Source organism: Caballeronia sp. LZ062, assembly GCF_031450785.1.
Lineage (GTDB): Bacteria > Pseudomonadota > Gammaproteobacteria > Burkholderiales > Burkholderiaceae > Caballeronia.
In genome coordinates, this window is the sequence record NZ_JARTWB010000002.1 from 1,173,193 (window position 1) to 1,192,861 (window position 19,669).

General features: G+C 64.9%; 17 protein-coding genes and 1 tRNA gene. 9 read left to right on the forward strand and 9 right to left on the reverse strand.

What is annotated here, in order from left to right; genetic code table 11:
- Window positions 1–97: 97 nt before the first annotated feature.
- The gene (gene tig / locus P9239_RS11550) at window positions 98–1,444 is read right to left on the reverse strand and encodes a trigger factor (protein WP_309750844.1); all 1,347 of its coding nucleotides are present in this window, start codon (window positions 1,442–1,444) and stop codon (window positions 98–100) included.
- 440 nt (window positions 1,445–1,884) lie between these two features.
- Between tig and P9239_RS11555 the strand changes: the two genes are divergently transcribed.
- Both P9239_RS11555 and P9239_RS11560 read left to right on the forward strand, forming a co-directional pair.
- Window positions 1,885–3,036, forward strand: a complete 1,152-nt coding sequence (locus P9239_RS11555) for a glycerate kinase (protein WP_404980024.1) — start codon at window positions 1,885–1,887, stop codon at window positions 3,034–3,036.
- 27 nt (window positions 3,037–3,063) lie between these two features.
- Complete coding sequence (locus P9239_RS11560) at window positions 3,064–3,189, forward strand: hypothetical protein (protein WP_309750846.1); 126 nt, start codon at window positions 3,064–3,066, stop codon at window positions 3,187–3,189.
- Between the two features lie 2 nt (window positions 3,190–3,191).
- Here the strand turns inward: P9239_RS11560 and P9239_RS11565 are convergent, their stop codons facing one another.
- The 3 genes from P9239_RS11565 to P9239_RS11575 all read right to left on the reverse strand — a co-directional run bounded on the left by P9239_RS11565 (window position 3,192) and on the right by P9239_RS11575 (window position 7,507).
- Window positions 3,192–4,607, reverse strand: a complete 1,416-nt coding sequence (locus P9239_RS11565; protein ID WP_309750848.1) for a PepSY domain-containing protein — start codon at window positions 4,605–4,607, stop codon at window positions 3,192–3,194.
- Between the two features lie 31 nt (window positions 4,608–4,638).
- Window positions 4,639–6,987: a TonB-dependent receptor gene (locus P9239_RS11570; RefSeq protein WP_309750850.1), complete on the reverse strand. Its 2,349-nt coding sequence runs from the start codon at window positions 6,985–6,987 to the stop codon at window positions 4,639–4,641.
- Window positions 6,988–7,081: 94 nt separating this feature from the next.
- A complete protein-coding gene (locus tag P9239_RS11575) occupies window positions 7,082–7,507 on the reverse strand; it encodes a DUF2946 domain-containing protein (protein ID WP_309750852.1) in 426 nt (141 codons plus the stop codon).
- Between the two features lie 270 nt (window positions 7,508–7,777).
- Between P9239_RS11575 and P9239_RS11580 the strand changes: the two genes are divergently transcribed.
- Window positions 7,778–7,864: transfer RNA gene (locus P9239_RS11580), tRNA-Leu, on the forward strand.
- Window positions 7,865–7,890: 26 nt separating this feature from the next.
- Here the strand turns inward: P9239_RS11580 and P9239_RS11585 are convergent.
- Entirely contained in the window at window positions 7,891–8,277 is a 387-nt protein-coding gene (locus P9239_RS11585) for a hypothetical protein (RefSeq protein WP_309750854.1), read from the reverse strand.
- Window positions 8,278–8,492: 215 nt separating this feature from the next.
- Between P9239_RS11585 and P9239_RS11590 the strand changes: the two genes are divergently transcribed.
- Window positions 8,493–9,323 (forward strand): squalene/phytoene synthase family protein, encoded by an 831-nt coding sequence (locus P9239_RS11590; protein WP_309750856.1) that lies wholly within the window; start codon window positions 8,493–8,495, stop codon window positions 9,321–9,323.
- A 148-nt stretch (window positions 9,324–9,471) separates the two neighbouring features.
- Here the strand turns inward: P9239_RS11590 and P9239_RS11595 are convergent, their stop codons facing one another.
- Both P9239_RS11595 and P9239_RS11600 read right to left on the reverse strand, forming a co-directional pair.
- Window positions 9,472–10,419, reverse strand: a complete 948-nt coding sequence (locus tag P9239_RS11595) for a DUF1501 domain-containing protein (RefSeq protein ID WP_309750858.1) — start codon at window positions 10,417–10,419, stop codon at window positions 9,472–9,474.
- Between the two features lie 20 nt (window positions 10,420–10,439).
- On the reverse strand, window positions 10,440–10,838 hold the full coding sequence (locus P9239_RS11600) for a hypothetical protein (RefSeq protein ID WP_309754011.1): 399 nt from the start codon (window positions 10,836–10,838) through the stop codon (window positions 10,440–10,442).
- A gap of 241 nt (window positions 10,839–11,079) precedes the next feature.
- Here P9239_RS11600 and ompR point away from each other — a divergent pair, with 241 nt between their 5' ends.
- The 4 genes from ompR (at window position 11,080) to P9239_RS11620 (ending at window position 14,631) form a co-directional block, all read left to right on the forward strand.
- Window positions 11,080–11,805 (forward strand): two-component system response regulator OmpR, encoded by a 726-nt coding sequence (ompR, locus tag P9239_RS11605; RefSeq protein ID WP_008349770.1) that lies wholly within the window; start codon window positions 11,080–11,082, stop codon window positions 11,803–11,805.
- An 84-nt stretch (window positions 11,806–11,889) separates the two neighbouring features.
- A complete protein-coding gene (locus tag P9239_RS11610) occupies window positions 11,890–13,260 on the forward strand; it encodes an ATP-binding protein (RefSeq protein WP_309750875.1) in 1,371 nt (456 codons plus the stop codon).
- Between the two features lie 202 nt (window positions 13,261–13,462).
- Window positions 13,463–14,011 (forward strand): peroxiredoxin, encoded by a 549-nt coding sequence (locus P9239_RS11615; RefSeq protein ID WP_309750877.1) that lies wholly within the window; start codon window positions 13,463–13,465, stop codon window positions 14,009–14,011.
- A gap of 95 nt (window positions 14,012–14,106) precedes the next feature.
- The gene (locus P9239_RS11620; protein ID WP_159836112.1) at window positions 14,107–14,631 is read left to right on the forward strand and encodes a carboxymuconolactone decarboxylase family protein; all 525 of its coding nucleotides are present in this window, start codon (window positions 14,107–14,109) and stop codon (window positions 14,629–14,631) included.
- A 52-nt stretch (window positions 14,632–14,683) separates the two neighbouring features.
- Here P9239_RS11620 and ispF read toward each other — a convergent pair whose 3' ends face one another.
- Both ispF and ispD read right to left on the reverse strand, forming a co-directional pair.
- On the reverse strand, window positions 14,684–15,175 hold the full coding sequence (gene ispF, locus P9239_RS11625; protein WP_206468103.1) for a 2-C-methyl-D-erythritol 2,4-cyclodiphosphate synthase: 492 nt from the start codon (window positions 15,173–15,175) through the stop codon (window positions 14,684–14,686).
- A gap of 34 nt (window positions 15,176–15,209) precedes the next feature.
- The gene (gene ispD, locus P9239_RS11630) at window positions 15,210–15,869 is read right to left on the reverse strand and encodes a 2-C-methyl-D-erythritol 4-phosphate cytidylyltransferase (RefSeq protein ID WP_309750880.1); all 660 of its coding nucleotides are present in this window, start codon (window positions 15,867–15,869) and stop codon (window positions 15,210–15,212) included.
- A gap of 203 nt (window positions 15,870–16,072) precedes the next feature.
- Here ispD and mfd point away from each other — a divergent pair, with 203 nt between their 5' ends.
- Entirely contained in the window at window positions 16,073–19,555 is a 3,483-nt protein-coding gene (mfd, locus tag P9239_RS11635) for a transcription-repair coupling factor (RefSeq protein ID WP_309750882.1), read from the forward strand.
- The last annotated feature ends 114 nt before the right edge of the window (window positions 19,556–19,669 follow it).

Consider the following 19,669-nt stretch of genomic DNA (forward strand, 5'->3'; position numbering starts at 1 on the left):
AACATCCAATGGAACGGCACGTCCATGCACAACTTTAATGCAAAAAAGGCGTGCGGGCCGCCGTCCGACGACCCCGCACGCCCCTTGGCCCTCCGCGTCAGGCTTGCGCCGTTGCGCTGGCCAGTTCCTCGAAGCTGACTTCCTTGTCGGTCACCTTGGCCTTGCCGAGCACGAATTCGACGACGTTGCTTTCCACGACGTACGCTTCCATTTCGGCGAGGCGCTGCTGATTCGAATAATACCAGCGGACGACTTCCTTCGGGTCTTCGTAGCTTTTCGCGAATTCGTCGACCTCAGCGCGGATCTGTTCGGGCTTTGCCTGCAGGTCGTTTGCCTTCACCAGTTCGGCCAGCACGAGGCCCAGCTTCACGCGGCGCTCGGCCTGCTCGGAGAACATTTCCGCCGGGATCGGCGCATCCGCTGCGTTCGGCACGCCGCGTTGCTGCAAGTCCTGACGGGCCATTTCCACCAGACGCTGCTGATCCTGCTCGATCAGCGCCTTGGGCACGTCCAGCTCCGAAATCTTCAGAAGCGCGTCCATGACCTGGTTCTTCACGATCTGCTGCGTGCGGCGCTTGGCTTCGCGTTCCAGGTTGTCCTTGATCTCGGCGCGCATCTTAGTGAGATCGCCGTCTTCGATGCCGAGCGACTTCGCGAATTCCGCGTCCACTGCAGGCATATGGGGCCATTCGATCTTTTTCACAGTGATCGTGAATTGCGCCGTCTTGCCCGCCACTTCCTTGCCGTGGTAGTCCTCCGGGAACTTCAGGTCGAATTCGCGCGATTCGCCGACCTTCAGGCCGGTCGCCGCCTGTTCGAACTCGGGCAGCATGCGGCCTTCGCCCAGCACGAACGCGAAGTCCTGCGCGCTGCCGCCTTCGAATTCCACGCCGTCCAGCTTGCCGACGAAGTCGAGCGTCACGCGGTCGCCGTTCTGCGCCGCCGTGTCCGCACCGCCGTCGCCGTGCTCGCCGCCTTCGCCGCGCGCGTGGAAATGCACGCGCTGCTTGCGCAGAATTTCGAGCGTGCGGTCGACTTCGGCTTCCGAAATGGTGGTGACGGTGCGCTCGATTTCAGCGGTGGCGACATCGCCCAGCTTCACTTCCGGATACACCTCGAAAGTCGCGTCGAACGCGTAGGCGTCAGCGGCCGGCTCGGCCTTCGGCGCGAAGCTCGGCTGGCCCGCGACGCGCAGGTTCTCGGCGCGCGTGACATCGAAGAACTCCTTGCCGACCTTGTCGCTCAGCACTTCGGCCTCGACCTGGCCGCCGTACTGCTGCGTCACCATCTTGAGCGGCACCTTGCCCGGGCGGAAGCCCGGCATGCGCACGTTCTTGGCCAACTGACGGATGCGCGAATCCACTTCCTTCTGCACGGAGTCTTTCGGCAGGGAAATGGTCAGGCGGCGTTCGAGCTTGCCGAGGTTTTCAACTACGTTAGCCATGGCTTCAATCGTCCTAGAGTAATTCGGTGTTCGTTCGGTGGTCGGTTCTTCCGCGGTTCTAAAGGCGCGGGTCCGATGAGCTTGCCGGCGCTCGCCACTTCGACGCCCGATTCGCGAAAGCGCATGAACAGCGCATTTCGGAGACGCTCGGACCGTCGCCGAGCGAGTCAGCCAACAGAGCCCAGCATTTTAGCAAACAAATGAGGGCGGCCTGCTTGCGAGAACGCGCATGGAGCGTTTCTCGGGCGTTTTGGCGGATTTAGGGCGCGGATACGGCGTAAATCCCCGTTTTCCGGACGGTCGCGCCCGCGCACAATTCCCGCTATCGCTCCCCGGCTATTTTGCCGTGCCGGGCGCACTGCTATGCTGGCCGCGCGTCGTCGCCCCAATCTGCGCGCAGCTTTCCGACGCCGTTTCCCAAACAGAACATTCGAGACACCATGCCTATCACGTCCGCCATGCCCGCTCCCGTCGTCGTCATCGCGCCCGATTCGTTCAAGGGATCGCTCTCTGCGGAAGGCGTCGCGAACGCGATCGCTGAAGGGATCAGGCGAGCGAAGCCCGACGCGGAAATCCGCATCCGGCCGATGGCCGACGGCGGCGAAGGCACGCTCGACGCAATGCTCGCGGCTGGCGGCGAGCGCCGCATGCTGAACGTGCGCGGCGCAGCGGCCGCGCGTCGCGACGCCGCGACGGGACTGCTCGCCGACGGCAGCGCGATGATCGAGACGGCGGAGGTCGTCGGGATCACGGACCCTGACGGCATGGCCGTGCCGGTCACCGAACGCAGCACGCTCGGCATGGGCGAGGCGATCCGCGCGCTGCTCGACTCCGGCGCGCGCCGGTTCTTCGTCGCGCTCGGCGGCAGCAGCACGAACGACGGCGGCGCGGGGCTGCTCGTCGGGCTCGGCGTGAAGCTCTTCGATGACAACGGCAACGAACTGACGCCCGTGCCGTCGTCGCTGCTCAAGATCGCGCGTATCGATGCAACGGGGCTCGATCCGCGCGTCAAGGAAGCCGAGTTCGTCGGCATGTCGGACGTGGACAATCCGCTCACCGGCGAGCACGGCGCGACCGCCATTTTCGGGCCGCAGAAAGGCGTGACGCCGGAGCAGATCGCGTCTGTCGACGCCGCCCTCGCCCATTTCGCGGACCGGCTTGAATCGGCCATGGGTCTCGCAAAACGAAACGAACCGGGTGCGGGCGCGGCGGGCGGTCTCGGCTTCGCGCTGCATATGCTCGGCGCGCGCTTCGAAACGGGGGCGGAAGTCGTCGCGCGGGAAATCGGTCTCGATGCCGCGCTGGAAGGCGCGAACTGGCTGATCACGGGCGAAGGCCGCTCCGACGTGCAGACGCTGCACGGCAAGGCGCCTTTCATTGCCTGCAAGCACGCGCGCGCGGCGGGCGTGCCCGCGACGCTGCTGTCCGGCGCCGTCGATCCCGCCGCGCTGCCGCGCCTGTCCGAAGTCTTCAGCGGCTGTTTCTCGCCCGCGCCCGGCCCGATCACGCTCGATGTCGCGATCCGCGACGCCGCGCGTCTGCTCGCCAACGAAGCCGAGCAGTTGACGCGCTTCAAGTTCGGCGTCGCATGAGAAAGAGGCGGCGCTAGATCTGCGCGTGTGACCGCGCCCCGATTCTCGCCCGCGCCCGGCCCGATTACGCTCGATGTCGCCATTCGCGACGCCGCGCGTCTGCTCGCCAACGAAGCCGAGCAGTTGACGCGCTTGAGATTCGGCGTCGCGTGAAGTCAGGCTTGCGCTCGTGAGCGCGCGCGGAATGCGAGGCGGTCCAGACACCAGACGATGAGCATCGTCAAGCCCATCAGCGGAAACACCACGCCGACGAGCGCGAGGCCGCTGCGCCACAAGCGCATCGGCGGGCGTCTTGCGGGCCGTGACGGCGCGCCGAGCGTGCGCGACGGACGGCGCTTGATCCACATCACGAAGCCCGTCACCGAAAGCGCGGCGAGCCCGAGCGAGATCGCCGAGCACACGAGCTGGTTCGCGAGGCCGAAGAAGCGTCCCATGTGCAGCGACGTTCCATACGAGATGACGCGCGCGACCGCGCCATACGTGCCGTACGAGATGTCGGACAGCAGACGCCCGCTGTACTGATCGATGTGCAGCGTGCGTTCGGAACGCGGATCGGCGGGGAAATACGATATGGTATAGACGCCGGTCGGCGATGTAGGCAGCGCGATGCCGTAGTCGCTCGTCACGCCCTCTTTCGCGGCGAGCACGATCACATCGTCGAGCGAGATGCGCGTCGCGGCCGACGCCTTCGCGGTCTGCGGCACGTCGGTCGCGCCGACGGCCCACGGCGTCTGATGCAGCGGCAGATCGTCCATCTTCATCGACATGCCGTGCATCGCATGATCGGCCGGCGCGGTCGAATGCACGTGCGCCTCGCCCCAAGCGCCCTTCGGATAACCGAGCGATGCCGACGTCGCCAGCGCCTTGAACTGCTTGCCCCACGATCCGGACCACGGCAGTCCGCTCAGCACAAAAAAGAGCGCGCCGATGGCAAGCCACACGCCGCCCACGGCGTGCAGATCACGCCACCAGGCGCGCCCTTTCAGCGTGAGACGCGGCAGCCACACGCCGCCCGCGCGACTGCCCGCGCTGCCCCACGGCCACCACAGCGCGACGCCAGTGCCGATCATCACGAGCGTCCAGCATCCGGCGAGTTCCATCGACAGTTCACCTGTCTTGCCGAGCATGAGCCCGCGATGCAGATTGCGAATCTGCTTCATCAGCCGATGTTCGACAGAGAGCGTGCCGAGCACCGCGCCGTCGTACGGATTCACGTACACGCTCTCGCTTTCGCCCGATGGCAGGCGAAAGACGAATTCGGCGCTGCGCGTGCGGCGGGTGTCGACTTGCGCGAGCGTCGGCACCGCGCCGCGCGGCTCGTGGGCGACGCCTTTGGCGAGCAGCGCATCGGTGGAAAGACGCGGGGCGTGCGTATCGGCGATGACCATGCGGTCGCGATACAACATTGGCTCGATCTGCGGCTGAAAGCAATACAGCGTGCCGGTGATGGCAAGCACGACAAGCAGCGGCATCACGAAGAGGCCGGCGTAAAAGTGCCAGCGCCACAGCGTGCGGCGCTCGGCGATGGCGTCGCCCTGCATCGGGGCGGGCGTGAAGGAAGGTGCGTGCATGACGTGTCCTTTGGAATCGAATAAATGGAGATCAGATGCCGATGCGTCCTTCGACATAGAACGTGCGTCCCGCATACGGATGGAACACGTAGTAGCGGCGGTCGAACAGGTTATCGACGCCGATGCCCAGTTCCGTGCGCTTCGTCGGCTTGTAGGAGAACTTGGCATCGACGACGGCGTAGGTGCTCGTGCCGCCATACGTGTCCGGATTGACGTCCGTGTTGGTGAGCGTGTTGTACTGGCGTCCCGAATAGCGCACCGCGAGCGTCGCCGCGGTTCTCGCGTTCGCGCGATACGTTGCGACCGCGTTCGCCCGCCACAGCGGAATGCGATAGAAGTACTTGCCAACCGACGCTGGGTTGCCGCTGTTCGCGATGATCTTCGACTGCGTGTACGCGACGTTCGCCGCGAGATCGAGCCCGCGCAGGATGACGTCCTCTCCTTCGTAGCTCGCCTCCGCGCCGCGCGAACGCACTTTGTCGATATTCTGAAAGTTCGTCACGTTCGGAATGACGGTCGTGTTGGTCTGACTGAGGATGGTGTTCTTGACGTCGTCCTGAAACAGCGTGAAGCGGTATAGGCCACTGCCGTGCTCCCATTGCGCGGTCAGTTCCTTCGAAAGATCGTCTTCCGGCTGCAGGTTCGGATTGCTGTTGACGATCGACACGCCGTTGATCTGCCCCTGGAACAGTTCGCCGACAGTCGGAAAGCGATACGCCCGCCCAATGGATGCGCGCAGCGTCCACTCGTTCGTGGCCTCGAAAGAGAGCGACGCCTTGGGCGACCAGTGGCTCTGGCTGGCATCGCTGTAATCGAGCGATGTCGCGCCGACCGCGCGCGTGCCGTCGTAGGCGTTCCAGTTCTCGTAACGCACGCCGTAGGTGAATGCCCAGCGCGGCAGGAAGCGCCAGGCGTCCTGCGCGTAGACCGCCTGCGTGCGGGTGCGGCCGCCGAACGCATTGGCGAAAGTGACGCCCGCCCCATCGCGCCATGCGGCAGTGTTCGAAGTCACGTTATCGAGAAAGTAGTTGTCGTAGTGATAGCCGAACGCGAGCGCATGCGCGGCGAGTCCCGAGCGCGCGGCGGGCGTCCAGCTCGTGCGCAGGTCGAGCGACTTCCACCCGGATCCGGAGCCGTCCGTGAGCGTGCCGGGGCCGTCGCCCGGCTCGCCCGCGTTGGCGGTGCGCGCGATGCTCTGCGTGATGTCGAAATACGATGCGACGGCTTCCGCGTTCCAGCCGGTGTCGTTGTGCGTGCGCAGCGACAGCCCGTAGAGAAAGTTCTCGCTCGATCCCATGCTCGGCGCGAACGTCGCCGCGGGGAGCGTGTATTCGAAGCCGCCGATGTTCACGCGCCCGCTATACACGGGCTTGCCGGCCGCGTCGCGCAGGAAGGTCGTCGTATCGCTGTTGTACTTTTGATGCCAGTAACCGAGCGTAAAGCCGGCCTGGAGCGTGTTCGTGATGTCGTAGGCGAGCTTCACGCGCAACTGGTCCTGAAACGTGCGCTCGATGCCCTCCGACGACGTGCCGAGCACCGCCGTGCGCGCGTTGTTCTGATCGTTATAAAAAGTCGCGCCGGTGACGAGCCGGTCGGCGGCGCTGGCGGGCGTTCGCGATTGTGCGAGCGTCGCGAATTGCAGCGGCTGCCCGGTGTTTTCCAGATGATCGACGCCGATCAGAAACGACAGCTTGCCGATGCGGTCGCCGACGGTCGCCGTCGTATTCGCACCGTTGAAGCTGCGGTTGATGCCGAAGAGATCGAAGTGCTGCGTGAACGCCTGCACCTTCGCGTCGGATTCGAACCGGGTCGGCATGCGCGTCGTGATCGCGACGGTCGCGCCGATCGAATTGCCCGGATAGAGCGCCGAGTACGGACCGTAGATGACGTCCGTGCGCGCGATGTCGTCGGCGAAGACCATCGACCAGCGCGGCGCGAACGTGAACGTGTTGCCGAGGAAATTGCTGAGCAGAAGGCCGTCGGCATACACGAGGCCGCGCGCCGTCTGCGCGTTGCTCGTGCCGCGCACGGCGATGGGCGCGTTCACGTCGCCGATGAAACGCTTGCGCACGGCCATGTTCGGCGCGTACTTCAACACGTCTTCGGGCGTGACGACGTTCCAGTATTGCGACTCGTCGGAGGTGACGGTCGCGACGCTCTCAGGCAGGTTCGGATCGAGCGGCGAGCGCGCGGGCGAAGACTGCGCGCTCACCATCACCGGCGCGAGCGTGGTTTCGGCGTCGGAAGCCGGCGCTGCGGCGGCGGTGGAAGTGGCGGACCACGCGGCGTGGGCGAACAAGGACAACGGCAATGCGGCGTGCAAGGACGCGACGGCACGACGGCGCGCGTGTCGGCGCGCTCGCGTGAGGAGCGTGAACATGATGAGTTCCTGAATGAGCTGACGAGCGAAACGCGCGCGTCGCCGGGCGCTCAGGCGCCGGGCGAAAATCGCTGCGATCGGACGGAGAACGGCTTCAGGAATCGACGGGCGGCGCGCGGGCAGACGCGGCGTTGTAGGACTTCGAGCACGCGGCGTCGACGACCGCGATGGGCGCCGCGCGCGTGACGCGCTCGATACGCGTGACGGCTTGCGAGGCCGCTGAAGCGACCGGCAAATGATGCGCGAGCAGCCCGCAATACGAGCAGGCGTCGAAATGCCCTGCGCCGTCGTGATGGCTTGCCTGCTCGTCGGCGTCAGCGTGCGAAGTATGGTGAGAAGCGTGCTCGCCGCTTTGCGCGAGCAGTCCGGCGAGCGTATCGACGGTACAGAGGGCGGCTTCGGGATCGAGCGCCTCGTTGCGCGCCGCGATGCTCTGGCTGATGACCGGCGCGACAATGGCGAGCCACATGGCGGCGATGCCGAGCCATGCGACAAAGCGATTGCGCGCGTTGCGGGTCATTGAAAAGCGGGCGAGCCGATCGGAGGGAGTTGTGCAAGATTCTAGGCAGACGACTGCCTTGCCGCAACGTGCGCGCACGGATGTGGTTCAAAGCGAGCGGCGTTATGTCGCGTCGTCCAGCGACCTCTGCCGCAGACACGCGAATTCACAGACATCGCCTGACGAATGCGTTAGAATGCGCGGCTTGGCACAGTGGACCGGTGCCGAACACGGGACGTATGAGCAGAAGCCAGCAGGAACAAACCCGCTGCCTCGCGAAGCGCCCGTGCTGCGAGGATGGCGAAATTGGTAGACGCACCAGGTTTAGGTCCTGACGCCCGCAAGGGTGTGGGGGTTCGAGTCCCCCTCCTCGCACCACTCCCCCAACCGCTCGTTCAGAGCGTCTACAGCGCGATCTCGCTGAGTTCGACCATCATCACTTCGCCTTTCTCCTGCGATCGTCCCGCGAAGTCCACGCCCGTTTGATTCATCAGCTTCCTGATCTCTTCCGGTACGCGATCGCTCGCGCGCGCGGCGGCGATCGGCCGGTCGAGGTTCGAAAGGAATTGGCGCACGCTCGACGGCGGCATATGCACGAACACGTTGAGCGGATACGACAGCTTCGCGTCCGCGTGACGCGCCGCCGTGATGTGCAGCCCGGGCGTCGGCGACACGCTCATCTGGCGCGGGCAGACGCGAAAATCGAAGCCCAGGCCGGTCGCGACGCTTCTCACGATAAGCGGCAGGCACTTGTCGCCAAACTGTTTGTTTTCCGTTTTGCTGAGCGGCATGGCGGTCTCCGTAGGTCTCGCGCTTGTACGTGTTTCGCGCAGTGTTGCGCGGGACGGGCGCGGCGTCGGTGGGTCGGCGCACACGCGAAGGCGGCGCGGCGCCGGCGGCTGCGAAACCCGCGCCGCGATAAAATGGGCGCCCGCCTCGCTCGACGCCTTGCGGCACCACCAGCACAGAACAGCCTGTCCGCCATCGACACCCACAAGCTCCGTCCGTGAATTTCGACGCTTACTGCCAGCAAAAGGCCGCCCCCGAAGGCTCCGGCACGTACTACGCGCTGCGCCGCGCCCCGGCTGCACGTCAGCCGCTTCTCACCGCCCTGTACGCGCTTTATCGCGAGCTGGAGGAAACGGTCAAGGAGACGAGCGATCCGACCATCGGCCGCACCAAGCATCTGTGGTGGCAGAGCGAACTGGAGCGGCTCTTCGCCGGCGAACCGACGCATCCGGTCACGAAGGCGCTCAAAGCTCACGCTGACGGAAGCGGCGTGCTCGACGAACAAGGCCGCGCGTCGCTGGCGACGCTCGTCGACGGTTTCGCGATGGATCTCGATCAGGCGCGCTATCTCGACTGGCCGGGCTTGCGGCGTTATCTGGAGCAGACGGGCGGCGCGTTCGGGACCACCGTCGCGCGTGCCACTGCGCGTGGCGACGTTTCGCCGTGGGCCGCGCCGCTCGGCTCGGCGCTGCTGCTCGCCGAACGCGTGCAGGAGATAGGCGACGACGCGCGCAACGGCCGCGTCTACGTGCCCATCGACGAATTGCAGCGGTTCAACGTCACGGCGGCGGACATCATCAACCGCAAGTACAGCGACGCGTTTACCGGACTCATGCGCTTTCAGACGGAGCGCGCGCGCCGGGCGCTCGACGATGCCCTTGCCGCGATTCCGCCCGCCGAGCGTGCCTCGCAGCGTGTTTTGCGGGCGCAGGCGGCGCTGTCGCTGGCGCGCTTCGATGAAATCGAGCGCGAAGGCTTCAAGGTGCTGCACCAGCGCATCTCGCTCACGCCGATCCGCAAGCTGTGGATCACGTGGCGCACGCGATAAGCCGAACGCTCAGGCGCGAATAAGCAGCAGCGGCTGGAACCGCCGCCCCGAAAAACTGGCGCACGCGCTGAGCGAGACCTCGGACGGGAATAAGCAGCAGCGGCACGAATCGCCGCCCCAAAACTGGCGCACGCGCTGAGCGACAACCTCAGGCGCGCAAGAGCGGCAGCGGCTCGAACGGCCGTCCGAGAATCGTTGCGGGGTCGACGTTCCAGCAACCATCGAGCGCCGTGGCGCACAGCCGCCTGAAATCGACGTCGGCCGTCAGCCCGCCTTCCGCGTCCAGTGCGTCCAGTCGCGGCGCTTCACCGAAGAGACCGCCGCGCACGGCGCCGCCCAATACGAACTGCGGCGCGGCGGCGCCATGCTCGGTACCGCGCGTGTCGTTCTCGCGCGCCGATCTTCCGAACTCCGAACGAGTCATGACCAGCGTGCTGCGCCAGTCGGCCGTCGCGAGCAACGCGCTGCGCAGCGAAGCGATGCCATCGGCGAATTGCGCAAGCAGCGATGCATGACGCGCCGCCTGATGCTCGTGCGTGTCGAAGCCATCGAGCGTGAGCCGTATCACCGTGACGCCCTTCTGCGCGCGATTTGCGACAATCGCGCTTGCCGCCGCCTTGCACGACGTGGTGAACGATCGCGTATCGAAAGGCGCACTCGCCGGATGAACCGGCGCCGTTTGCGACGCCTGAAAGCGCGCAAGCCACGCGTCACGCCGATATTCGTTTGCCTCCGACGCCGTGTGCCAGATCTGTTGCGCGCGGTAATGCGATCGGTTCGGCTGCGCGTAACCGACGCCCTGCACGATCGCGCATTCGCCCGCATGCCACGCGGCCATCAGCGGACGCAGCGCAGGATGCAATCCCGTGCGCTCGTCGATGCGAAGCGCCTGATCGCGGGGAATGGCGAGCGTGGGCCGCAGCGCGTGATATCGGGCGTCGGCGAAGGGAATCACGGTGTTGAGTCCGTCGTTGCCGCCGTTAAAGTCCACGAGCACGAGCGCCCTGATGGGTCGACGCGCTTCCGATGCGCGGCAGAGAGTCACGGGCTGAACGGCGACGACGCTTGCGACCGACAGGAACTCACGTCTGTTCATCGCGCTCGTCCCCGTGTCGATCAGCGTTTGTAGAGATCCCGCACGGCCTCTTCGATGTGCTGCCGCAGAAGGCGCCGCTCGTCGGCGGTCATCACGGTGTGGCGCGGCGGGCGCGCGGGCGGTGTGTCGTCGACCTGCTGCACGGGTTGCAGCGCAGCGGGCCTGGTGTCGCGATCGCGCTTGTTTGCGCCTTTACCCGTGCGTTCCTGCGCACGGATCATGCGTCCGTCGAAGCGGCTGGTGGGCGTGCGCACGGCGCGGTCGAACTCGATAGACGACGGAGACTGCGATTGATCGAGGCGGGAAGATTGCGCGTGAGCATGCTGCGCGCTCAGTACGGCGTACAGCGCACTTGCAATTAGCGTCCTTCTGAGATTGCGCTCGGTGCGCTCAGGTCCGCGCCGCCGCGCTCCCTTCATGTTGTTCCCTTCGTTGCTCGACAACCGGACAGCCTCATTCTTTTCACGCGACTCGCGCAACCTGGTCGTGCTGCGTAAGCCACTAGTCTAATGGAGTATCTACCGAATGGCGGGCTTAGGTAAAGCAGTGTACTGAGAGAACTCCAGCCCCGTGCCACAGCCTCCGTAAATTTTGTAACTAACTGTTACACTCGCTTTTGTTACAAACTCGGCGTTCGAACAAACGCGCTAAGATGCCGCCATGGAAACCAAAAATCCTTCGAAAATTCTGGTAGTCGACGACGATCCGCGCCTGCGCGATCTGCTTCGGCGTTATCTCGGCGAGCAGGGCTTCAACGTGTATGTCGCGGAAAACGCCCCGTCGATGAACAAGCTATGGGTGCGCGAGCGTTTCGATCTGCTCGTGCTGGACCTCATGCTTCCCGGCGAAGACGGCCTTTCCATCTGCCGGCGTCTGCGCGGCAGCAACGACCGCACGCCCATCATCATGCTCACGGCGAAGGGCGAAGACGTGGACCGCATCGTCGGCCTCGAAATGGGCGCGGACGACTATCTGCCGAAGCCCTTCAATCCACGAGAACTCGTCGCGCGCATTCACGCGGTGCTGCGCCGTCAAACGCCGTCGGAATTGCCCGGCGCGCCGTCCGAAACCACCGAAGTGTTCGAGTTCGGCGAATTCGCGTTGAATCTCGCCACGCGCACGCTGACCAAGAACGGCCAGGAGATTCCGCTCACTACCGGCGAATTCTCTGTGCTGAAGGTGTTCGCGCGTCATCCGCGCCAGCCGCTCTCGCGCGAAAAGCTGATGGAACTCGCACGCGGCCGCGAATACGAAGTGTTCGACCGCAGCCTCGACGTGCAGATTTCCCGCCTGCGCAAGCTGATCGAGCCGGATCCCAGCAGCCCGCGCTTCATTCAGACGGTGTGGGGCCTCGGCTACGTCTTCATCCCCGACGGCGCAGCTTGAAGCGCGTCGCGCCGCCCCGTCATATGCACTTGAAGCGAGCCCGATACGCTTTATCCCCTTCACCGAGCGGAACCCGATAGATCCATGCGCATCGACAGGCGGCTTCTGGCGCTTGCGTTCGGCGGCCTATTCTGGCGAACTTTCGCGCTGATCGCGCTACTCATCGCGGTCAGCCTCACCGCCTGGTTTCAGAGCTTTCGCGTGATCGAACGCGAGCCGCGCGCGCAGCGCGTGGCGCTTCAGCTCGTCGCTGTCGTCAAGCTCACGCGCACCGCCCTTCTCTATTCCGATCCCGATCTGCGCCGCGCGCTGCTCCAGGACCTGGAAAGCAACGAAGGCGTGCGCGTTTATCCGCGCGAGACCACGGACAAATACAAGCTCCAGCCGGACGAATCGCTGAATCGGCTGATCGAGCGCGACGTGCGCGGGCGGCTCGGCAACGACACGATCATCGCGCAGTCGGTGAATGACATACCGGGCGTCTGGATCAGCTTCAAGATCGACGACGACGACTACTGGGTCGCGCTCGACCGTGATCAGCTCGACACCGTGACGGGCCTGCAATGGGCCGGCTGGGGCGTCTTCGCGCTGGCGCTGTCGCTCTTCGGCGCGGCGTTCATCACGAGTCTCGTGAACCGGCCGTTCGCGCGGCTCGCGCTGGCGGCGCGCAAGGTCGGCTCGGGCCAGGCGCCGGAACCGCTGCCTGAACGCGGAATGGGCGTTGCGGCCGAAACGAACCGCAGCTTCAACCAGATGGTGCAGGATTTGGAGCAGCTCGAAGCGGACCGCGCGCTGATGCTCGCCGGCATCTCGCACGACCTGCGCACGCCGCTCGCGCGCCTGCGGCTCGAAACGGAGATGAGTCCGTCGGACGAGGCGACCAAGCTCGCGATGATCGACGACATCGAGCAGATGGACATGATCATCGGGCGCTTTCTGGACTACGCGCGGCCGATGCAGCGCATGCCCGAAGCCGTCGATCTCTCGATGATCGCAAGCGAACTCGCCGCACGCTTCCATGCGGACGAAGGCGTCGTGATGCGCACGGATCTGGCGCCCGGCGCGATCATCGAAGGCGATCCGACCGACGCGAGGCGCGTCGTCGGCAATCTGCTCGAAAACGCGCGCAAATACGGGCGCAGCGAACGCGACGACATCGCGCGCATCACGCTGCAAACGCGCGTCGCGCACGGGCGCGTCGAGCTGTCCGTGATGGACGAAGGCCTCGGCATCCCCGACGATCAGGTCGCGCTCATCACGCGACCGTTCTATCGCGTGGACGCGGCGCGCACGCAGGCGAACGGCACGGGCCTCGGCATGGCGATCGTGCAGCGGCTCGTCACGCGGCAGCGCGGCTCGCTCAGGCTGCGTAACCGCACGCCGCTGCCTGGCTTCGAAGTGACCATCGACTTCCCGCAAATGAAGGGCGCGCGCTTCGACGGCCCGCGCGACTGACGCAGGCGCGTGTCCCGCGACTCGGTCGCACGTTCGAAAAAAGCTATCTGTGTCATTGGGCAAACCTTTTGAACCGGTTCTGCCGCGGGGTTATCATGATCCGTTACGACGCGCGGCATTCACGGCCATGCTGTCATGCGCGCGTTACCGCTTTCCGGTAGTTTGGCTTGAGTTGTCCTTTCAACGAACACAGGAGCGTTGCATGAAGACCGTTGGCGATAAAGTCGAAGCATTCACCGTCACCGCTGCAAAACCCGGCTTCAACAACCACGAGGAAAACGGCCAGTCCGCCTTCGAGGAAATTACCGAGCAGTCGTTTCCGGGCAAGTGGAAGATCATCTACTTCTATCCGAAGGACTTCACGTTCGTGTGCCCGACCGAAATCGTCGAGTTCGGCAAGCTCGCGCAGGACTTCGAAGACCGCGACGCCGTGCTGATGGGCGGCAGTGTGGACAACGAATTCGTGAAGCTCGCATGGCGCCGCGAGCACAAGGACCTGAACAAGCTGAACCACTATTCGTTCGGCGACGTGAAGGGCGAACTCATCGACCAGCTCGGCGTGCGCGACAAGGAAGCGGGCGTCGCGTTGCGCGCCACGTTCATCGTCGATCCGGACAACGTCATTCAGCACGTGTCGGTAAACAACCTGAATGTGGGCCGCAATCCCGAAGAAGTGCTACGCATCTTGGACGGCCTGCAAACCGACGAACTGTGCCCGTGCAACCGCGCGGTCGGCGGCTCGACGCTCTAGGCCGAAGGCTCGAGCACATGCGTGAGCCCGCCGTCTTTCGAGTGAATGCTCGGAAGCCGGCGGGCTTTTTCAACGCCACCGAATAGGAGAAATCAATGGAATTTCTGTCTTCGATCAAGGAGCTGGTTCCCGACTACGCGAAAGACATTCGCCTGAACGTCGACGGCACGATCGCCCGTTCGTCGCTGGAAGGCAACGACGCGGTAGGCGTCGCGCTCGCTGCGGCTTACGCGGCCAAGGCGACGAAGCTCGTGTCGATCATCCGCAATGCCGGCGTGCTCTCGCCCGAAGAGACGAACGCGGCCCTCACCGCCGCCGCGCTGATGGGCATGAACAACGTCTGGTATCCGTATCTGGAGATGGCCGACAACGCCGACCTGAAGACGCAGCCAGCGGGACTACGCATGAACGCGTACGCGTCGCATGGCGGCGTGGACAAGCGGCGCTTCGAGATGTACGCGCTTGCGGCGTCGATCATCGGCAAGTGCCATTTCTGCGTGAAGTCGCACTACGAGAATCTCGTGACCGAAGGCATGTCGACGACGCAACTGCGCGATGTCGGCCGCATCGCTGCGGTGATCGGCGCGGTGGCGCTCACGATCGAAGCCGAAGGAAAGTAACGCGCCGCTCGACGCAGGCAGACGCCACGTCGTCGAACGTGGCGTCGCTCGTTCAGTGGTCGATCGACGTGCGCCGCAACAGCACGGCCGCCTGCGCCTCGATGCCTTCCTTGCGCCCGAGATAGCCGAGCTTCTCGTTGGTCTTCGCCTTCACGTTGACGCGATCGACGGGAAGATCGAGATCGGCGGCGATGTTCTCGCGCATCGCCTCGATATGCGGGCTCAGTTTCGGCGCCTGCGCGATCACGGTGCTGTCCACGTTCGCAATCGCAAAGCCCGCTTCCGACACGCGCTTGGCCGCCTCGCGCAGCAGCACGCGGCTGTTCGCGCCCGCGAACTCAGTCGCCGTATCCGGAAAATGCCGGCCGATATCACCGAGCGCCGCCGCGCCGAACAACGCGTCGGTGATGGCGTGCAGCAGCACGTCGGCATCCGAATGGCCGAGCAGGCCGCGTTCGTAGGGAATCGTCACGCCGCCGATGATGAGCTCGCGCCCTTCGACGAGCTGATGCACGTCGTACCCCTGTCCGATTCTGAAATCCATCGATGCCACCTAGCAGTAGAGAGTGAGCGGTCCGTCAGGCGCGCGCCGAGAGGATCGCGCTGGCGAGACCGAAGTCTTCCGGATAAGTCACCTTGAAGTTGCGCAGGCTGCCCTGCACGAGCTTCGGCGAGTGGCCGAGCCATTCGATGGCGCTGGCTTCGTCCGTGAGATCGTGGCCGTCACGGCGCGCACGATCGATCGCTCCGCGCAATATGCCGAGCCGGAACATCTGCGGCGTCTGCGCCTGCCACAAGCCGTCGCGCGATTCTGTCCGCGCGATGCGCGCGCCGCCCGCCGGCGCATCGGGCATGGTCGGTGCGACGCGCTTCAACGTATCCGCGACCGGCAGCGCGAGAATGCCGCCGACGGGATCGTCGCGCAATTCGGTGACGAGCTTGCGAATCAGTTCTGGCGTGATGCCGGGGCGCGCGGCGTCGTGTACGAGCACCCAGTCGTCGTCGCGCGCGCCGAATTCCGCCAGCGCGACGAGGCCGTTATAAACCGACGCCTGCCGCGACGCCCCGCCCCGGCGCTGCACCACGAAGCGCAGGCCGGCGAAGCGGCGCGCGTCGAAGTGATGATCGTCCGGTGCGAGCACGACGAGTGTCTGCGAGAATTCGGGGCACGCGTCGAATGCGGCGAGCGTGAAGCCGAGCATCGGCCGTCCCGCGACCGTCTGGTATTGCTTGGGCATCGGCGCGCCGGAGCGGCTGCCGGTTCCGGCGCAGGGAATGAGCGCGAAAAGACGCGCAGTGGTAGACGGGGCGGCGGGCGAAGTCACGAGAAAATCATGTGGCCAAGTCAAAGTGAAGCCCGGATTTTATAATAGGTCCTCCGCGACCACGTCCGGCGTGCGGCAATTCAGTCGCAGCGCACGGGCGGTTCAATGCACACCTTATGTCTTCGAAAGCCGTCAACGCGCAGTCCACTTCCCCCATCGCGCTCGTCAAGGCAGGTCAGCGTTTCGTCTTCGACGGCGCTTCCGGCTCCGCCGATGCGCTCGCCATCGCGCGCTATCTCGCCGCGCATCGCGAGGCGGTGCCGCTTCTGACGGTGGTGTGCGCGAGCGCCGTCGATGCGCAGCGCCTCGCGGCCGAGTTGCCCTACTTCGCGCCGGACGCCCGCGTGCGTCTCTTGCCCGACTGGGAAACGCTGCCGTACGACACGTTCTCGCCGCACCAGGATCTCGTCTCGGAGCGGCTCGCGACGCTGCACGATCTCGGCGAAGGACGCTGCGACGTTCTCATCGTGCCGGCGACGACCGCGCTGTATCGCATGCCGCCCGCTTCTTTTCTCGCGGCCTACACGTTCTCCTTCACGCAAGGCGAGCGTCTCGACGAAGCCAAGCTCAAGGCGCAATTGACGCTCGCCGGCTACGAGCACGTGAGCCAGGTCGTGCGGCCGGGCGAATATTGCGTGCGCGGTTCGCTGATCGACCTGTATCCGATGGGCTCGCCGCTGCCGTATCGCATCGACCTGTTCGACGATCAGGTGGATTCGATTCGCGCGTTCGATCCCGACACCCAGCGCAGCCTCTATCCGGTGCGCGACGTGCGTCTGCTGCCGGGCCGCGAATTTCCGTTCGACGAAGCCGCGCGCACCGCGTTTCGCAGCCGCTGGCGTGAAGTGTTCGAGGGCGATCCGAGCCGCTCGCAGATCTACAAAGACATCGGCAACGGCGTGCCGTCGGCGGGCATCGAATACTATCTGCCGCTCTTCTTCGATGAAACCGCGACGCTCTTTCACTATCTGCCGCAGGGCTCGCAACTCGCCTTCATCGGCGATCTCGACGCCGCGATCAAGCGCTTCACGAACGACACGAAACAGCGCTACGAATTCCTCTCGCACGACCGCGAGCGTCCGCTTCTGGAGCCGCGCCGACTTTTCCTGACCGACGACGACTTCTTCACGTTCGCCAAACCGTTCGCGCAGCTGAAGTTTCCGTCGACGCCCGAAGGCGGCTGGGCCGTGCCGCTGCCGGGCCTCGCCATCGACCGTCACGCGGACGAGCCGCTGCTCGCGCTGCGTCACTATCTGGAGCAGACGCCGAACCGCGTGATGCTCGTCGCGGAATCGGCGGGACGGCGCGAGACCATTCAGCAATTGCTCGCAGACAACGGCTTGCGCGGCGAATTGCACGATACATTCCAGGAATGGCTCACGAGCGAGGCGAAGTTCACGCTCGGCATCGCGCCGCTCGCGAGCGGTTTCGCGCTGACCGCCGAGCAGCTCGCGATCATCACGGAGACCGAACTGTACGGCCCGCTCGCGCGCCGCGCCGGCCGGCGGCGTCAGGAACAGGCGAGCAACGTCGATTCGATGGTGCGCGATCTGGCCGAACTGAAGGTCGGCGATCCGGTCGTGCACGCGCAGCATGGCATCGGCCGATACATGGGGCTCGTGTCGATGGACCTCGGCGAAGGCGAGACCGAGTTTCTGCACCTCGAATATCAGAACGAATCGAAGCTGTACGTGCCGGTCGCGCAGTTGCACGTGATCTCGCGCTACAGCGGCGCGGACCCGGAAAGCGCGCCGCTTCACACGCTCGGCTCCGGCCAGTGGGAGAAGGCGAAGCGCAAGGCCGCGCAGCAGATCCGCGATACCGCCGCCGAGTTGCTGAACCTCTATGCTCGCCGAGCGGCGCGCGAAGGGTTCGCGTTCAAGCTCGATCCGCGCGACTACACCAAGTTCGCGGAGAGCTTCGGCTTCGAGGAAACGCCGGATCAGGCGGCGGCGATTGCATCGGTCATCGCGGACATGACGAGCGGCAAACCGATGGACCGCCTCGTGTGCGGCGATGTCGGCTTCGGCAAGACGGAAGTCGCACTGCGAGCAGCGTTTATCGCGGTGATGGCGGGCAAACAGGTAGCGATTCTTTCGCCGACGACGCTGCTCGCCGAACAGCACACGCAGACTTTCACGGACCGCTTCGCGGACTGGCCGGTGCGCATTGCGGAGTTGTCGCGCTTCAAGAGTACGAAGGAAGTGTCGCAGTCGGTGCAGCAGATCAATGAAGGTTCCGTCGATATCGTGATCGGCACGCACAAGCTCTTGTCGAGCGATGTGAAGTTCAAGCGGCTCGGGCTCGTCATCATCGACGAGGAACACCGCTTCGGCGTGCGGCAGAAGGAGGCGCTCAAGGCGCTGCGCGCCGAGGTCGACGTCCTCACGCTGACCGCGACGCCTATTCCGCGAACGCTCGGCATGGCGCTCGAAGGTCTGCGCGATTTCTCGGTGATCGCGACCGCGCCGCAAAAGCGTCTCGCGATCAAGACGTTCGTGCGCCGCGAGGAAGACGGCGTGATCCGCGAGGCGATGCTGCGCGAACTCAAGCGCGGCGGCCAGGTGTACTTCCTGCACAACGAAGTGGAGACGATCGACAACCGCCGCGCGATGCTGGAAGCGCTCGTGCCCGAAGCGCGCATCGCGGTCGCGCACGGGCAGATGCACGAGCGCGAACTCGAACGTGTGATGCGCGATTTCGTCGGCCAGCGCGCGAACGTGCTGCTGTGCACGACGATCATCGAAACGGGCATCGACGTGCCGAGCGCGAACACGATCATCATGCATCGCGCGGACAAGTTCGGCCTTGCGCAATTGCATCAGTTGCGCGGGCGCGTCGGGCGCTCGCATCATCAGGCGTATGCGTATCTGCTCGTGCATGATCCGCAGTCGCTGACGAAGCAGGCGCAGCGTCGACTCGAAGCCATCCAGCAGATGGAGGAACTGGGCTCCGGCTTCTATCTCGCGATGCACGACCTCGAAATTCGCGGCACCGGCGAAGTGCTCGGCGACAAACAATCGGGCGAGATTCACGAAATCGGCTTCCAGCTTTACACCGACATGCTCAACGACGCGGTGCGCGCGCTGAAGGACGGTCGCGAGCCGGACCTGAACGCGCCGCTCGCCGCGACGACCGAAATCAATCTGCACGCGCCCGCGATCTTGCCCGCCGAATATTGCGGCGATGTGCAGGAGCGTCTGTCGCTCTACAAGCGGCTTGCGAACTGCGAATCGAGCGATGCGATCGACGGCATTCTCGAGGAGTTGGTCGACCGCTTTGGCAAGCTGCCGCCGCAGGCGCATGCGCTTGTGGAGACGCATCGGCTGCGTTTGGCCGCGAAGCCGCTTGGCATCTCCAAGATCGACGCGGCGGAGTTGTCCATCGCGTTGCAGTTCGTGCCTGATCCGCCTGTTGATGCGATGAAGATCATCGAGATGGTGCAGAAGAACAAGCACATCAAGCTCGCGGGGCAGGATAAATTGCGGATTGAGACGCGGAGTCCTGATCTTGCTGTGCGGATTGCTACTGTCAAGGAGACTTTGCGGGCGCTGGGGGGGCCGGTGAGGAAGCCGGTTGCTGCTGCCGGTGAGCGGTAGTGCCCTTCTCCCTGTTGTCGTGTCGGTTTTTTAGCGTTGCATTTACCGTGGACGGTGGTTACTTTCTGGCGCTGCCCGCTGAAACACCGGACACGGGCTCCTACCTTAAATAAA

Bases quoted from the DNA above. Each gene is read 5' to 3' on its own strand.
- P9239_RS11600 (WP_309754011.1), bottom strand. From the start codon at position 10,838: ATGAAGGGAGCGCGGCGGCGCGGACCTGAGCGCACCGAGCGCAATCTC.
- P9239_RS11555 (WP_404980024.1), top strand. From the start codon at position 1,885: ATGCCTATCACGTCCGCCATGCCCGCTCCCGTCGTCGTCATCGCGCCC.
- P9239_RS11585 (WP_309750854.1), bottom strand. From the start codon at position 8,277: ATGCCGCTCAGCAAAACGGAAAACAAACAGTTTGGCGACAAGTGCCTG.
- P9239_RS11615 (WP_309750877.1), top strand. From the start codon at position 13,463: ATGAAGACCGTTGGCGATAAAGTCGAAGCATTCACCGTCACCGCTGCA.
- P9239_RS11575 (WP_309750852.1), bottom strand. From the start codon at position 7,507: ATGACCCGCAACGCGCGCAATCGCTTTGTCGCATGGCTCGGCATCGCC.
- P9239_RS11620 (WP_159836112.1), top strand. From the start codon at position 14,107: ATGGAATTTCTGTCTTCGATCAAGGAGCTGGTTCCCGACTACGCGAAA.
- P9239_RS11595 (WP_309750858.1), bottom strand. From the start codon at position 10,419: ATGAACAGACGTGAGTTCCTGTCGGTCGCAAGCGTCGTCGCCGTTCAG.
- ispF (WP_206468103.1), bottom strand. From the start codon at position 15,175: ATGGATTTCAGAATCGGACAGGGGTACGACGTGCATCAGCTCGTCGAA.
- mfd (WP_309750882.1), top strand. From the start codon at position 16,073: ATGTCTTCGAAAGCCGTCAACGCGCAGTCCACTTCCCCCATCGCGCTC.
- ispD (WP_309750880.1), bottom strand. From the start codon at position 15,869: ATGCCCAAGCAATACCAGACGGTCGCGGGACGGCCGATGCTCGGCTTC.
- P9239_RS11565 (WP_309750848.1), bottom strand. From the start codon at position 4,607: ATGCACGCACCTTCCTTCACGCCCGCCCCGATGCAGGGCGACGCCATC.
- P9239_RS11610 (WP_309750875.1), top strand. From the start codon at position 11,890: ATGCGCATCGACAGGCGGCTTCTGGCGCTTGCGTTCGGCGGCCTATTC.
- tig (WP_309750844.1), bottom strand. From the start codon at position 1,444: ATGGCTAACGTAGTTGAAAACCTCGGCAAGCTCGAACGCCGCCTGACC.
- P9239_RS11570 (WP_309750850.1), bottom strand. From the start codon at position 6,987: ATGTTCACGCTCCTCACGCGAGCGCGCCGACACGCGCGCCGTCGTGCC.
- ompR (WP_008349770.1), top strand. From the start codon at position 11,080: ATGGAAACCAAAAATCCTTCGAAAATTCTGGTAGTCGACGACGATCCG.